Here is a 14,498-nt window from a genome sequence, read left to right as displayed (position 1 = left end):
CTCTGAACTTATCATTTTTACTATATATATTTACATTTAGAAGATTCGTGTAAGCATGGATCGATCCATAGCATGTAAAGAATCAGAAGGAGTGAGTCAATTTGTCATTACGTGAAGAAGCGCTGCATATGCATCGAGTGAATAAAGGGAAATTAGAATCAAAGTCCAAGGTGGAAGTCCGAAATGCGGATGACCTGAGCCTGGCTTACTCACCTGGGGTAGCCGAACCTTGTAAGGTTATTTATGACAAGCCTGAAACGGTTTACGATTATACGATGAAAGGGAATATGGTGGCCGTTGTTTCAGATGGTACAGCTGTTTTAGGGCTGGGTAATATCGGACCGGAAGCTGCCCTGCCCGTTATGGAAGGAAAAGCGGTTCTATTCAAAAGCTTTGCGGGTGTAGATGCGTTCCCTATCTGTTTGAACACGACGGATGTGGACAAGATTGTAGAAACGGTGAAACTTCTTGAGCCTACATTTGGCGGAGTGAATTTAGAGGACATTGCGGCTCCTAATTGCTTTGAAATCGAAGAACGTTTGAAGAAAGAAACAAATATTCCAGTGTTTCACGATGATCAGCATGGTACGGCCATTGTAACCGTGGCAGGCCTTGTGAACGCTCTTAAGATTGTCGGGAAGAAGATGTCAGAAATCAGAGTAGTGGCAAATGGGGCCGGTGCTGCCGGCATGGCGATCATTAAGCTTCTTTATCGCTATGGAGTGAGAGATATCATCATGTGTGATTCCAAGGGAGCGATTTACGAAGGTCGTCCTGAAGGAATGAACGCCATTAAGGACGAAGTGGCCAAGTTTACCAATAAGGACCACATCAAAGGCGGACTGTCGGAAGTATTAAAAGATGCAGACGTATTTATCGGTGTATCTGTTGCAGGGGCGTTAACGGAAGAAATGGTTTCTTCCATGAAGAAGGATCCAATCATTTTTGCCATGGCCAATCCTGTTCCGGAAATTATGCCTGCCCTTGCAAAAGCGGCTGGAGCAAAAGTGGTGGGTACCGGTCGATCCGATTTTCCTAACCAAGTGAATAATGTTCTGGCATTCCCGGGAATTTTCCGCGGGGCTCTGGATGTACGCGCCACTCACATCAATGAAAAAATGAAGCAGGCCGCTGTTGAAGCGATTGCATCTTTAATCAGTGAAGATGAATTGAATGAAGACTATGTCATTCCTGCTCCGTTCGATAAGCGTGTAGCACCTGCCGTTGCGGCTGCGGTCGCAAAGGCAGCCATGGAGACGGGAGTAGCCCGTCTGAAGGTGGATCCTGAAGAAATTCGTAAAAAGACGGAAGATCTAGCGGTTATCGGGAAGAGTGAATGATGACGGAAGTGAACTCTCTCCATACTCACGCAAAGGTATATATTGGAATTGTTCACCAACTACGGGAAATGATATCGAAGGATGGCCTACAGCCAGGAGATAAAATCCCTTCTGAAAGAGAACTGTCGGAACGATTGAACGTTGGGCGTTCTTCAGTAAGGGAAGCATTAAGAGCCTTGGAATTGTTGGGGCTGATTGAAACGAAAAGGGGCGAAGGCACCTTTTTAAGGGACTTTCGGGATCATCATCTGATCGATCTTCTGGGCATGTTCATCCTGCAGGATCACAAGGCTCAGGAGGATATACTCTATACGAAGATGATGATTGAAAAAGAAGCGCTGAAAGGTTTATTTCTAGAAGAAAAGCAGATGGCTGCACTTCTGGAAACTGCTTCAAGGGCTGAAAACCTGGATGATGTGTTCAGGGACATCGTAATGATGAGCGCCAATCATTTGGCTCAGCGGATCTGGAATATCTTAAATGACTTTGAATCATTGATTTGTGGAGATATCAAGATAACGGATCAAATGAGGGAAGAGATTACCTCAATGCTTCACGGAATAGAAAGACAAGATAAAGAGACTGTGCAAGAGACGTATAAAAGGGTCAGGGAAATTGTCGATAAAGATGCGACAATTTCCAACATCTTTTTTTAAACCTTTCCATTAAACTGATAGTCAAGCAGTTTTATATCGTGCATTTACTACTAGAAACGAAAGCGGCAGCCGGTTCTGGGAAAATGATTTTCAGCATTTGTTATCTTCATTTTCCCTTCAGAAGAAAGACAAGCTACTGTAATTAGTTAAGGAGGTTTCACCTTGCTTAAGGAACTTTTTAATAAATCCAAAAAGAAAAAATATGCAACGATCCCTTCCGAAGCGGCTAAACAAGACGTTCCGGAAGGCATCATGACCAAATGTCCTGATTGCAAAAAAATCATGTACACGAAAGAACTTCAAAAAAACCTAAAGGTTTGCATTCATTGCGGATATCATCATGGGATGAGCTCTCCAGAGAGAGTCGATAGTTTTATAGATGAAGGTACGTTCAAAGAGTTAGATCATGAACTTACTTCCGGTAATCCTTTGAACTTTCCTGATTATGAGGGGAAAGTGGAAAAAGACCGAAAGAAGACAGGTATGAATGAAGCGGTTTTAACTGGTTCAGGTAAGGTGAACGGGATCGAAGTGGTCACGGCCATTATGGATTCACGTTTCAGAATGGGGAGTATGGGCTCTGTGGTCGGTGAGAAAATTACTAGGGCCATTGAAGAAGCCGACAAACGAAAAGTCCCATTCATTATCTTTACGGCATCCGGGGGCGCTAGGATGCAGGAAGGTGTCCTTTCCCTGATGCAGATGGCCAAGACCAGTGTGGCCCTTAATCGTTTGAGTGAAAACGGGGGACTCTTCATCTCGATTATGACTCACCCAACGACAGGCGGGGTATCCGCAAGTTTCGCGTCCGTAGGGGACTATAACTTTGCTGAGCCCGGAGCACTTATCGGCTTCGCAGGCAGAAGGATCATTGAACAGACAATCAGGGAGGACTTACCGGAAGACTTCCAAACATCGGAATTTTTATTGAAGCATGGTCAACTTGACGGAGTCATCTCGAGACTTGAGTTAAAAGAGAAAATCGGGACAGTACTTGATATACATCAGTGGGACGGTGATCTGCCATGGTAAATGAGATGGAATTTGAAAAGCCTGTAGTTGAGCTCAAGAAAAAAATAGCGGAGCTTAAGGAATTCACTCAGAATTCGGACGTCGATTTATCCAAGGAAATCGAGAAACTGGAGAGTAGGCTCACGAAGCTTGAAAACGATATCTACGAAAACATGAAGCCGTGGGAAAGAGTGCAAGTTGCCCGTCATCCTAATCGTCCAACCACTCTGGATTATATAAAGTATTTATTCACGGACTTTATCGAAATGCACGGTGACCGCCTGTATGGGGATGATGAAGCCATTGTCTCAGGCGTAGGGAAATTTCATGATGTCCCTGTGACCATCATCGGCCACCAAAGAGGGAAAGATACGAAAGAAAATATCCGCCGGAACTTTGGGATGCCCCATCCGGAAGGGTACCGAAAAGCCTTGCGATTGATGAAGCAAGCGGACAAGTTCAATCGTCCGATCATTTGCTTCATTGACACTAAGGGTGCCTATCCCGGTAAAGCGGCAGAGGAAAGAGGCCAAAGTGAAGCCATTGCAAGGAACCTTGTGGAAATGGCAGGCTTGACCGTTCCCGTGATCTGTATGGTCATCGGGGAAGGTGGAAGTGGGGGTGCCCTGGCACTGGGAGTCGGTAACCATATTCACATGCTTGAAAACTCCACTTATTCCGTGATTTCACCTGAAGGGGCTGCAGCCATTCTGTGGAAGGATTCCACACAAGCGAAACGTGCAGCTGAATCCATGAAAATCACGGCACCGGATCTGAAGGAGCTTGGAATCATTGATGAAATCGTCACGGAAGTTAAAGGCGGTGCTCATAAAGATGTCGAAGAGCAAGCACAATATATCAATGAAGTATTAAAGGCATCCTTGAAAGAACTAATCCCAATGAAGAAAGAAGAATTGATCCAGCATCGCTATGAAAAATTTAAAGCGATGGGTGAATATTCAGTTTTAAATGATTTAATTGGGGTAAAATCATAATGAACTATGGACTGACAAATAGGAATAACCTTTTGTCAGTCTTTTTCATTAATTTTCCTTTGATATAAAGATTTGTGACGATATTTTGAAGGTTTTAACAATTAAAACGCTTCCATTTAATAGATTATTTCGTCTTTTGCATTTCGATAGCGTAACTTGTTGAGAACCTTGAATCTTCATGTTATTTTAGAAATAATCCATAGTCTATTGGTCCATAATAATGTAATGAATGCAAGAGGATAGATTGTACCATTTTCCTTTCTCAGATATATGTGAAACCATTAACAAGTTGTACCATTCATTTACATATAAAGGCATATTTCTTAATGAGGTGATCGTAATGAAAAAGATTGGCGTGTTAACAAGTGGTGGGGATTCACCAGGTATGAATGCAGCCGTTCGTGCGGTTGTACGTAAAGCCATTTTCCTTGATATAGAAGTGTACGGAATTTATCAGGGTTATAATGGATTGATTAACGGGAACATCAAGAAGCTTGAACTTGGTTCGGTTGGTGACATTATTCATCGTGGCGGTACCATGCTCTATACAGCCCGCTGTGAAGAATTCAAAACAAAAGAAGGTCAGCAAAAAGGCATACAGCAATTAGAGAAGCATGGAATTGAAGGCCTCGTTGTCATTGGTGGAGATGGATCTTACCAGGGAGCAAAAGCCTTAACGGAATGGGGATATCCATGTGTCGGTGTACCGGGGACGATCGATAACGATATTCCGGGAACCGAATATACAATCGGATTCGATACAGCCCTTAATACGGTCATTGATGCGATTGATAAGATTCGCGATACGGCAACCTCACATGAAAGAACATTCATCATCGAAGTCATGGGTCGCAATGCAGGAGATCTTGCTTTGTGGTCAGGTCTTGCAGGCGGGGCTGAAACCATCCTGATCCCTGAAGAAAAATTCGATCTTGATGATGTAGTGACCCGCTTGAAAAAAGGCCAGGAGCGCGGGAAGAAGCACAGTGTGATCATCGTGGCAGAAGGTGTCATGTCTGCAAATGAATTTGCTAATCGTTTCACTGAAGCAACAGGAATGGATACCCGGGTCTCTGTATTGGGTCATATTCAACGTGGCGGAACACCAACTGCATCAGACCGTGTGCTTGCAAGCCGTCTAGGTGCACGAGCAGTCGAGCTGTTGATCGAAGGAAAAGGCGGAAGAGCAGTAGGGATTGAGAAGAATCAACTAGTTGATTACGATATTATTGAAGCACTTGCAAAGCCGCATCAAATCGATTTGGACATGTACAGACTTTCCAAAGAGCTTTCAATCTAAATTGTTGTAAGATTTCAGGAGGTAAAGAAAATGAGAAAAACGAAAATAGTATGTACCATTGGTCCTGCAAGTGAGAGTGTAGAAAAGTTATCTCAACTAATCGAAGCCGGAATGAACGTTTCCCGCTTAAACTTTTCACACGGTGACCACGATGAGCATGGACAGCGTATTAAAAACATCAGAGCAGCTGCTGAAAAAGCAGGTAAGACAGTCGGAATCCTTCTGGACACAAAAGGCCCGGAAATCCGCACAAATAATATGGAAGACGGTGCCATCGAATTAATGCAAGGTTCAAACGTTATCGTTTCCATGAAAGAAGTACTGGGAACAACTGAGAAATTCTCCGTTACATACGAAGGATTGATCGATGATGTGCATGTTGGTTCTAAAATCCTTCTTGACGACGGTTTGATCGGTTTGGAAGTAACGGAAATCGATAAAGCCAACGGCGAAATTCACACATATGTTGCCAACAGTGGGACACTTAAGAACAAAAAAGGTGTAAACGTACCCGGTGTATCGGTGAACTTACCGGGGATTACCGAAAAAGACGCAAGTGATATCGTATTCGGTATCGGTCAAGGCGTTGACTTCATTGCGGCATCATTTGTCCGTCGTGCTTCTGACGTATTGGAAATCCGTCAATTATTGGAAGAACACAACGCTTCTCATATTCAAATCATCCCTAAGATCGAGAATCAAGAGGGTGTAGATAATATCAATGAAATCCTTGAAGTCTCAGACGGTTTGATGGTGGCCCGTGGAGATCTTGGTGTGGAAATCCCTGCTGAAGAAGTACCATTGGTTCAGAAGATGTTGATCAAGAAATGTAACTCACTTGGTAAGCCTGTCATCACGGCAACTCAAATGCTTGATTCCATGCAGCGCAACCCAAGACCTACAAGAGCGGAAGCAAGTGACGTTGCCAATGCAATCTTCGATGGTACAGATGCAATCATGCTTTCAGGTGAAACAGCTGCAGGTACCTATCCTGTAGAAGCTGTTCAAACGATGCATAACATTGCTTCAAGAGCAGAAACGGCACTGGATTTCAATGAGATCCTATCGGCACGCAGCAAAGACAGTGAGCATAATATGACGGATGCCATCGGTCAATCTGTAGCTCACACGGCCCTTAACCTTGATGTAAATGCTATCGTGGCTCCAACAGAAAGCGGACATACAGCACGCATGATTTCTAAGTACCGTCCTAAAGCTCCAATCGTGGCAGTAACGGGGACAGATTCCGTATCACGCCGATTGGCACTTGTCTGGGGTGTTTACCCAACAGTCGGACGTAAAGTGACGACTACGGACGAAATGCTTGATATGGCAGTAGAAGAAAGCGTCAATTCAGGTATGACGAAGCATGGAGATCGTATTATCATCACAGCAGGTGTTCCGATCGGTGAATCAGGAACAACAAATCTGATGAAAATCCATGTGGTAGGCGATATCGTGGCAAAAGGCCAAGGAATCGGCCGTAAATCTGCTTACGGTAAAGCGGTTGTAGCTACTTCTGCAGCAGAAGCTGTTAAGAACACTCAACCGGGGAATGTGCTTGTTACAATCGGAACAGATAAAGAAATGATGCCAGCCCTGGAAAAATGCTCGGCTCTTATCGTAGAAGAGGGCGGTTTAACAAGTCATGCAGCAGTAGTAGGGATTAATTTAGGAATCCCTGTCGTTGTTGGTGTAGACAATGCCACTTCTATATTCACAAATGGCCAGGAAATCACAGTAGATGCTACCCGCGGGGTCATCTATAACGGACACGCCAGCGTACTATAAGAAATGAATGAAAGCCGGAGTCTTATGTGGACTCCGGCTTTTTTTAAATAGGCTATCCTGGCGAAAGTTCCCCAACAAAGACCAAAAATGCCGCAACAACCCCCAAACTATAATCTGTTGCCGAGCCAATAGCTTAAACTTACTCTTCCTCTAAGACAACCTTCACATAATACCAAGAAATACTTAATATGTTATAATAGAAAGCAATAAGTATTAAATGTATGGAGGAATCCCTCATGAGATATATATTGTTATTGTTAATTATTGTGCCCGCATTGGAAATTGGGTTGCTGGTTCTTTCCGGACAAGCGTTTGGCTTGATCCCGACTGTTTTACTGATCATTACGACAGGGATTCTGGGAGCTTATTTAGCGAAGAAGCAAGGAATGGAAACGCTTCGGAAAGCGCAGCAGGATATGCAGTACGGTCAGTTGCCTGGTGACGCGATCATAGATGGTTTATGCATCCTGGTTGGAGGGGTCGTTCTGCTGACGCCTGGTTTTATTACTGATGCGATCGGGTTCCTGCTTTTGCTTCCACCCACACGTAAAATGTTTAAACCGTTTATTTATAAGCTATTCAAACGTTGGATCAATAATGGAAATGTGATTATTTACAGATAATAAAAAAGCACTGCTCACCGGGAGTAACGGGTTTTCTTCTGAAGTACAAAACAGAATAAAGTAATGCAAATAAGCAGGCTGATTCGCATATGAATCAGCTTGCTTATTTTTGTTGGTTTATTGGGTTTTCACGTTCAAATTAGCACCCCGATTCGCATATGTTTTAGAAAGACGACAATAACTATTATCTGGTTGCGCTTTGGTATGCTGATTTACTTGTTAAAAGACTTACCAATTTTGGCCAAAAAGGATTAGTCGACGGCTATAATGAAGAAGGAATTTCTAAGTATGTTGTAGAAATGATTTAGAATATAGATATGAATAGGTAAGGTGAGAAAGTGATAACTTTTTTAGGTACACCAACATTAGAAACGGATCGATTAGTTTTAAGAAGAATTGAACTTACAGATGCTCAAAGTGTTTTTGACCATTGGCTTTCAGATGATCGAGTAATGGATAATCTTATAAAAGGGGCACACAAGTCTGTCTCGGAAACAATTGAGAGGGTAACCGAGATCGTAAGTAAATATGAATCTCTAGAATTCTGTTATTGGGGTATTGAACTGAAAGAAAGTGGTAAATTGATTGGAGCAATTGATCTTTTCAATTTTGATAAAACAACTGAGAATTGTGAGGTAGGTTATTCAATTGGTTATCAATGGTGGAACAAAGGGTATGGAACTGAAGCATTGAAAACGGTCATTGAATTTGGATTTAGACATATGAAAATCCACAAAATTTCAGCAGCACATAATACTGACAACCCAGCCTCTGGAAAGATTATGCGCAAAGTTGGAATGGAACAAGAAGGAACTATTAAACATATGATTCGCAATGCCAAGAATCATTATAAGGATTGTGCTGTCTATGGGCTTCTTCAAGAAGATTATCTTAATATGTTGAGTGATGAGTAGTTTCACATATATTATTATGTAGCGATTGCGGAATAAAGCTCTGTCCAATTGAAATCAAAAATAGGAAAAAGCACTGCGATTTGCAGTGCTTTTTCCTATTTTACCCCCATTATAAACTTCCACGTATCTTCAAAAACACCGGCTCTCTTTAGAGTGGATAGAATGACCAGCACCACGGGACCAACGATCAATCCAAGAAACCCGATGAGCTTAAAGCCGACAAAGAGAGCAATCAGGGTGGCGAGTGGATCGAGTCCTATGCTTGATGACAGTACTTTCGGCTCCATGATTTGACGCTGTACCACGACAACCAGATAGAGCACGGATAAACCGATGCCTAATCCGACGTTTCCTGTTATGAATTCATAGATGATCCAGGGAACGAAAACCGCTCCTGTGCCGAGGTAGGGCAAGATATCAACGAGACCTGTGACGAGTGCAATGGTGATGGCGTAATCCACTCTCAGGATGATCAAACCGATTAACACGATGATCGCCGTGATCGATATGAGGGTGAACTGAGCCCTGATAAATCCGAATAGCGCCTTTTTCAGATCAATAAATACTTTTCTGCCGCTGCTCATGGCTTTACCGGGAATGACTTTCTCTGCTTTAGCCGATAATGTATACCAGTCCTTACTGATAAAGAATGTCGCTAAAGCTGCAAAAATCAGGACGGATGCCGCATTTGGGATCCATGAAATCAACTGAGGCAATTTGGTGAAAAAGTTTTGCAGGAAGTCCCCTGCTGATGTAGCGATTTTTGTTCCGGCATTCTGAACATTTTCTAATATGGTGTCCTGTTGCCCGGCTTCAAGATTCTTGAATAAACCTGAGAGCTGGTTGTATAGTGGAATGACTTGACCTACTATGATATCCTCGGCATATTTGACCAAGGTTTCCACATGCTTAGGAAGCACCTCAGCTAAATAGTTCGCACCGGAAACGATCTCCGCAATAAGCAGGGTGATAAGACCAACAAAGATGGCAACAATCAATATGAGAGATAAAGCAACAGCCCATATCCTCGGCAGCCATCTTTCAAGCCAATTCACCAGAGGATTGATAAGTAGTGCGATGGCAATGGCAATGATAAACGGATAAGCAAGTTTCCATATGTAATAGAATGAAATCAATGAGAGTATAACGATAGCTACAACGATCAAGAACCGTATCGTTCGATAAACATATTCTACATTCAAAGGCTTCCCTCCTACCCGACTTTCTACTTCTATTTTAAATGAGACAGGAAATGAAAGGAAGTTTAATTTAAAGAGGTTTCTCATTTTTATATAGAAAGTTGATATGGTAGGATAATGATTGGATTTAGGATAGGAAGGAAGAGTATTCACATGTCCCAGCCATTTATGTTTTTGCTGCTCTTATTGGGGATAGGCTTCATTGCCAAGAACCAATCCATTATTATAGCCGTAGCATTTTTAATTATTCTTAAGTTGGCGGGCCTCGATGAAAAGGTGTTTGCCACCATTCAGTCCAAGGGTATTAACTGGGGGGTCACAATCATCACCATTGCTGTATTGGCACCAATCGCTACAGGTGAAATCGGCTTTAAAGATCTATATGATTCATTGAAGTCACCCTATGCGTGGATTGCCCTTGCTTCAGGAATGGCGGTCGCCTTAATTGCGAAGAGTGGATTGACACTGTTGGAAGATGATCCCCATATTACGACAGCTCTAGTTCTCGGAACTGTCCTTGCGGTGGCGTTTTTTGAAGGAGTAGCTGTCGGACCGCTGATCGGTGCAGGAATTGCATACCTTGCGATGAAATTATATGAGTTCTTTTAATTCGTGCCGGGTGAAGCGCACCTAACCCGGCTTCAATGGAGGCAGGGAATCGAAATAGCTTCCTAACACGGAATTTCTGAATCTGATTATACATTTTCCCCATCTAATTATTTCTCTAAAGCAAGTCCAACAAAGTCTGTAAATGCTTGTACTCTCTCACTTTATGACAATAATCTTGCATGGTTTATTTTTCTAGAAAAATAATTTTTATAGAAATTAGTGCGTTTTCATTCACAAAAGTCAGATAATTGTTTATAATAGGAAATGTAAGCGCATCCCAAGCTCGATGAAGTAGTTTTTCACTACCGTAGAGCCGGGAATCATTTTTTGTATAGGAATTGAGCAAACGCTCAACATTTTATTTATGTTCTTTTTAAACAAGCCTACTGACTTAATTGATAGTCTTGTAGGGTTTTATGCTCATATGAAAATGGGTAAAGAGAAATACTTAACAAAAGGAGAGGTTATTATGACAGCAACTCGCGGATTAGAAGGAGTTGTAGCAACGACATCGTCCATCAGTTCGATCATTGACGATACTCTTACATATGTTGGCTACAACATCGATGATTTAGCAAACAATGCCAGCTTTGAAGAGGTTATCTACTTATTATGGCATCTGAAACTGCCTACTTCATCAGAGCTTCAGGAATTTACAGAGCTGTTAGCAGATAACGCTGAATTGCCTAAAGAGGTCATCGAGCACTTCAAGATGTATAACATCAAGGAAGTCCATCCTATGGCTGCTTTACGTTCTGCTGTATCTTTACTTGGATTATATGATGAGAAAGCAGATGTAATGGACGAGAAGGAAAACTATTTAAAAGCTGTTCGTCTTCAAGCCAAGATCCCTACGATCGTAACGAGCTTTTCACGGATCCGCAATGGACAAGAGCCTATTGCACCTCGCAAGGATTTAGGTTTCGCTGCTAATTTCCTATATATGCTGACAGGTAAAGATCCAGAGCCGGTTGAGATCGAGGCTTTCAATAAAGCACTTGTTCTTCATGCGGATCACGAGTTAAACGCTTCCACATTCACTGCACGTGTTTGTGTCGCTACTCTTTCTGATGTATATTCAGGCGTCACTGCTGCCATCGGTGCTTTAAAAGGACCTCTGCACGGTGGGGCGAACGAGCAGGTAATGAAGATGCTTACTGAAATCGGATCGGTTGATAAAGCAGAATCATATATTCTGGACAAATTAGAGAAAAAAGAAAAAATCATGGGCTTCGGTCACCGCGTTTACCGTCAGGGAGACCCTCGTGCGAAGCATCTTAAAGAAATGTCCAAAAAATTAACTGAATTAACGGGACAAAGTGAATACTACGAAATGTCCGTTAAGGTAGAAGACGTATTTACGTCAAATAAAGGCTTGCCGCCAAATGTTGATTTCTACTCAGCATCTGTCTACCACAGCCTGGGTATCGATCATGATCTATTCACTCCGATCTTTGCTGTAAGCCGTGTATCCGGCTGGTTGGCACACATTCTGGAACAATATTCAAACAACCGCCTGATCCGTCCTCGTGCTGATTATGTAGGGCCTGGTAAGCAGGAATATGTTCCGGTTGAACAAAGAGGTTAATCATCAATATTTACAAATAGTAAAAATATTGGTGTAATAATAAGAGAAGGGGAATGACTCAACATGGGTAACTTATGGGTCATCCCCTTTGATAATGAAAAAATGGAGGTTACATAATGACACAAGGTGAAAAAATTACAAACCAGAACGGCCAACTTAATGTGCCTAACAATCCAATCGTTCCATTCATTGAAGGTGACGGAACGGGTCCTGATATTTGGGCGGCAGCTCAACGCGTTTTAGATGCTTCTGTTGAAAAAGCATATAAAGGCGAACGCAAAATCTCATGGAAAGAAGTATATGCCGGAGAAAAAGCATTCAACAAAACGGGTGAATGGCTTCCAAACGATACACTTGAAGCGATCCGTGAGTATTTCATCGCCATCAAAGGTCCTCTTACGACTCCTGTCGGCGGCGGAATCCGTTCATTGAACGTTGCGCTTCGCCAGGAATTAGATCTGTTCACTTGCCTGCGTCCGGTACGCTACTTCGAAGGTGTTCCATCACCGGTTAAGCGTCCTGAAGACACTGACATGGTCATCTTCCGTGAAAACACTGAAGATATCTATGCAGGTATCGAATACGCTAAAGGTTCTGATGAAGTCAAGAAATTAATCAGCTTCCTTCAAGATGAAATGGGTGTTAATAAAATCCGTTTCCCTGAAACTTCCGGTATCGGCATCAAGCCTGTATCTGAAGAAGGTACAAGCCGTCTTGTTCGTGCAGCGATCAATTACGCGATCACAGAAGGCCGTAAATCAGTAACGCTGGTTCACAAAGGGAACATCATGAAGTTCACTGAAGGAGCTTTCAAAAACTGGGGTTACGAGCTTGCTGAGAAAGAGTTCGGCGATAAAGTATTCACTTGGGCTCAATATGACAAGATCAAGGAAGCTGACGGCCTGGAAGCGGCTAACAAAGCTCAATCTGAAGCTGAAGCAGCAGGTAAGATCATCGTGAAGGATTCAATCGCGGATATCTTCCTACAACAAATCCTTACTCGTCCAGCTGAGTTTGATGTAGTGGCAACAATGAACTTAAACGGAGATTACATCTCTGATGCTCTTGCTGCTCAAGTTGGTGGAATCGGTATTGCTCCTGGAGCAAACATCAACTACGAAACAGGACATGCAATCTTTGAGGCGACTCATGGAACGGCTCCTAAATATGCAGGTATGGATAAAGTAAATCCATCTTCTGTTATCCTTTCAGGCGTGCTAATGCTTGAACACCTTGGTTGGACAGAAGCTGCTAACCTGATCACAAAATCAATGGAAAAAACAATCGCTTCTAAAGTGGTAACGTACGACTTTGCCCGTCTGATGGATGGAGCAACAGAAGTGAAATGTTCTGAGTTCGGTTCTGCTTTAATCGAGAACATGGAGTAAGTTTAATTTGAAATAGGGTGGGGTGCTTCGTACTGGAGCACTCCTTCCTTTACATAATGACACGAATAGGAGGAATTATGATGGCAATTAAACGTAGAAAAGTATCTGTTATCGGTGGGGGATTCACAGGGGCGACCACAGCATTGATGCTCGCTCAGAAAGAGCTTGGAGATGTTGTACTGGTTGATATTCCTCAAAATGAAGACCCAACGAAAGGGAAAGCGCTGGATATGCTGGAAGCAAGCCCCGTACAGGGATTTGATTCAAACATCATCGGTACTTCCAATTACGAGGATACAAAGGATTCTGATATCGTTGTAATCACTGCAGGGATTGCCCGTAAACCAGGAATGAGCCGCGATGATCTGGTTCAAACCAATCAAAAGGTCATGAAATCGGTCACGCAGCAAATCGTTAAGTATTCTCCAGATTGCTACATCATCGTTCTGACAAATCCGGTGGATGCTATGACGTATACAGTATTCAAAGAGTCAGGGTTCCCTAAAGAGCGCGTAATCGGACAATCAGGCGTTCTGGATACAGCCCGTTTCCGTACGTTTGTCGCTCAAGAGTTAAACCTTTCCGTAAAAGATATTACAGGATTCGTTCTTGGTGGTCACGGGGATGACATGGTTCCTCTTATTCGTTACTCATACGCTGGAGGAATCCCTCTGGAAACGCTGATCCCTAAAGACCGTTTGGACGCAATCGTCGAGCGCACCCGTAAAGGTGGAGGAGAGATTGTTGGTCTTCTAGGTAACGGAAGTGCCTACTATGCTCCTGCTGCTTCTCTTGTTCAAATGGTAGAAGCGATCCTTAAGGATCAACGCCGCGTCATTCCAGCAATCGCTTACCTGGAAGGTGAGTATGGTTTCGAAGGCATCTACCTGGGTGTACCAACCATCCTTGGTGGAAACGGTCTGGAAAAGATCATTGAACTTGAACTAACCGAAGAAGAAAAAGCGGCACTATCCAACTCAGCAGACGCTGTTAAAAACGTTATGTCATCATTGGCTTAATACACAATCAATTCAAAACTGGCTTCCATGGAGGAGGCCAGTTTTTTTGATAATAGAAGTGACCG

Annotated in this window: 13 protein-coding genes; 12 read left to right on the top strand and 1 reads right to left on the bottom strand. The window is 42.9% G+C overall.

Translation table 11 applies throughout. The annotated features are described in order from the left end of the window. The first annotated feature begins 101 nt into the window (after positions 1–101). The 8 genes from TV75_RS13310 (at position 102) to TV75_RS13275 (ending at position 8,630) form a co-directional block, all read left to right on the top strand. A complete protein-coding gene (locus tag TV75_RS13310; protein WP_044339282.1) occupies positions 102–1,340 on the top strand; it encodes an NAD(P)-dependent malic enzyme in 1,239 nt (412 codons plus the stop codon). Next, a complete protein-coding gene (locus TV75_RS22555; protein WP_172655765.1) occupies positions 1,337–1,996 on the top strand; it encodes a FadR/GntR family transcriptional regulator in 660 nt (219 codons plus the stop codon). Before TV75_RS13310 ends, TV75_RS22555 begins: the two co-directional genes overlap by 4 nt. Positions 1,997–2,158: 162 nt before the next feature. Beyond that, positions 2,159–3,028 carry an acetyl-CoA carboxylase, carboxyltransferase subunit beta gene (accD, locus tag TV75_RS13300; RefSeq protein ID WP_044339281.1) on the top strand — a complete coding sequence of 290 codons (870 nt, stop codon included), beginning with the start codon at positions 2,159–2,161 and terminating at the stop codon, positions 3,026–3,028. Then, entirely contained in the window at positions 3,022–4,002 is a 981-nt protein-coding gene (gene accA / locus TV75_RS13295; protein WP_044339280.1) for an acetyl-CoA carboxylase carboxyl transferase subunit alpha, read from the top strand. Before accD ends, accA begins: the two co-directional genes overlap by 7 nt. Positions 4,003–4,342: 340 nt before the next feature. Continuing rightward, a complete protein-coding gene (pfkA, locus tag TV75_RS13290) occupies positions 4,343–5,302 on the top strand; it encodes a 6-phosphofructokinase (RefSeq protein WP_044339458.1) in 960 nt (319 codons plus the stop codon). A gap of 30 nt (positions 5,303–5,332) precedes the next feature. Continuing rightward, positions 5,333–7,093 carry a pyruvate kinase gene (gene pyk, locus TV75_RS13285; RefSeq protein ID WP_044339279.1) on the top strand — a complete coding sequence of 587 codons (1,761 nt, stop codon included), beginning with the start codon at positions 5,333–5,335 and terminating at the stop codon, positions 7,091–7,093. Positions 7,094–7,329: 236 nt separating this feature from the next. After that, complete coding sequence (locus tag TV75_RS13280; RefSeq protein ID WP_044339278.1) at positions 7,330–7,716, top strand: FxsA family protein; 387 nt, start codon at positions 7,330–7,332, stop codon at positions 7,714–7,716. A gap of 338 nt (positions 7,717–8,054) precedes the next feature. Further along, entirely contained in the window at positions 8,055–8,630 is a 576-nt protein-coding gene (locus TV75_RS13275; protein ID WP_044339277.1) for a GNAT family N-acetyltransferase, read from the top strand. 95 nt (positions 8,631–8,725) lie between these two features. Here the strand turns inward: TV75_RS13275 and ytvI are convergent, their stop codons facing one another. Further along, positions 8,726–9,832 carry a sporulation integral membrane protein YtvI gene (gene ytvI / locus TV75_RS13270; RefSeq protein WP_044339276.1) on the bottom strand — a complete coding sequence of 369 codons (1,107 nt, stop codon included), beginning with the start codon at positions 9,830–9,832 and terminating at the stop codon, positions 8,726–8,728. A gap of 150 nt (positions 9,833–9,982) precedes the next feature. On the opposite strand from ytvI, the gene TV75_RS13265 reads away from it, so the two are divergent. The 4 genes from TV75_RS13265 to mdh all read left to right on the top strand — a co-directional run bounded on the left by TV75_RS13265 (position 9,983) and on the right by mdh (position 14,433). Further along, on the top strand, positions 9,983–10,438 hold the full coding sequence (locus tag TV75_RS13265) for a DUF441 domain-containing protein (RefSeq protein ID WP_044339275.1): 456 nt from the start codon (positions 9,983–9,985) through the stop codon (positions 10,436–10,438). A 469-nt stretch (positions 10,439–10,907) separates the two neighbouring features. Then, on the top strand, positions 10,908–12,026 hold the full coding sequence (gene citZ, locus TV75_RS13260; protein ID WP_044339274.1) for a citrate synthase: 1,119 nt from the start codon (positions 10,908–10,910) through the stop codon (positions 12,024–12,026). A 116-nt stretch (positions 12,027–12,142) separates the two neighbouring features. Next, positions 12,143–13,414, top strand: a complete 1,272-nt coding sequence (gene icd, locus TV75_RS13255) for an NADP-dependent isocitrate dehydrogenase (protein ID WP_044339273.1) — start codon at positions 12,143–12,145, stop codon at positions 13,412–13,414. 80 nt (positions 13,415–13,494) lie between these two features. Then, positions 13,495–14,433 carry a malate dehydrogenase gene (gene mdh / locus TV75_RS13250; RefSeq protein WP_044339272.1) on the top strand — a complete coding sequence of 313 codons (939 nt, stop codon included), beginning with the start codon at positions 13,495–13,497 and terminating at the stop codon, positions 14,431–14,433. The last annotated feature ends 65 nt before the right edge of the window (positions 14,434–14,498 follow it).

Source organism: Rossellomorea aquimaris (assembly GCF_000935355.1).
GTDB classification, from domain to species: domain Bacteria; phylum Bacillota; class Bacilli; order Bacillales; family Bacillaceae_B; genus Rossellomorea; species Rossellomorea aquimaris_B.
This window is presented reverse-complemented; position numbering and strand designations above follow the sequence as displayed.

Coding starts and splice junctions, on each gene's coding strand:
- TV75_RS22555 (WP_172655765.1), top strand. CDS start 1,337: ATGATGACGGAAGTGAACTCTCTCCATACTCACGCAAAGGTATATATT.
- accA (WP_044339280.1), top strand. CDS start 3,022: ATGGTAAATGAGATGGAATTTGAAAAGCCTGTAGTTGAGCTCAAGAAA.
- pfkA (WP_044339458.1), top strand. CDS start 4,343: ATGAAAAAGATTGGCGTGTTAACAAGTGGTGGGGATTCACCAGGTATG.
- pyk (WP_044339279.1), top strand. CDS start 5,333: ATGAGAAAAACGAAAATAGTATGTACCATTGGTCCTGCAAGTGAGAGT.
- TV75_RS13280 (WP_044339278.1), top strand. CDS start 7,330: ATGAGATATATATTGTTATTGTTAATTATTGTGCCCGCATTGGAAATT.
- TV75_RS13265 (WP_044339275.1), top strand. CDS start 9,983: ATGTCCCAGCCATTTATGTTTTTGCTGCTCTTATTGGGGATAGGCTTC.
- citZ (WP_044339274.1), top strand. CDS start 10,908: ATGACAGCAACTCGCGGATTAGAAGGAGTTGTAGCAACGACATCGTCC.
- icd (WP_044339273.1), top strand. CDS start 12,143: ATGACACAAGGTGAAAAAATTACAAACCAGAACGGCCAACTTAATGTG.
- mdh (WP_044339272.1), top strand. CDS start 13,495: ATGGCAATTAAACGTAGAAAAGTATCTGTTATCGGTGGGGGATTCACA.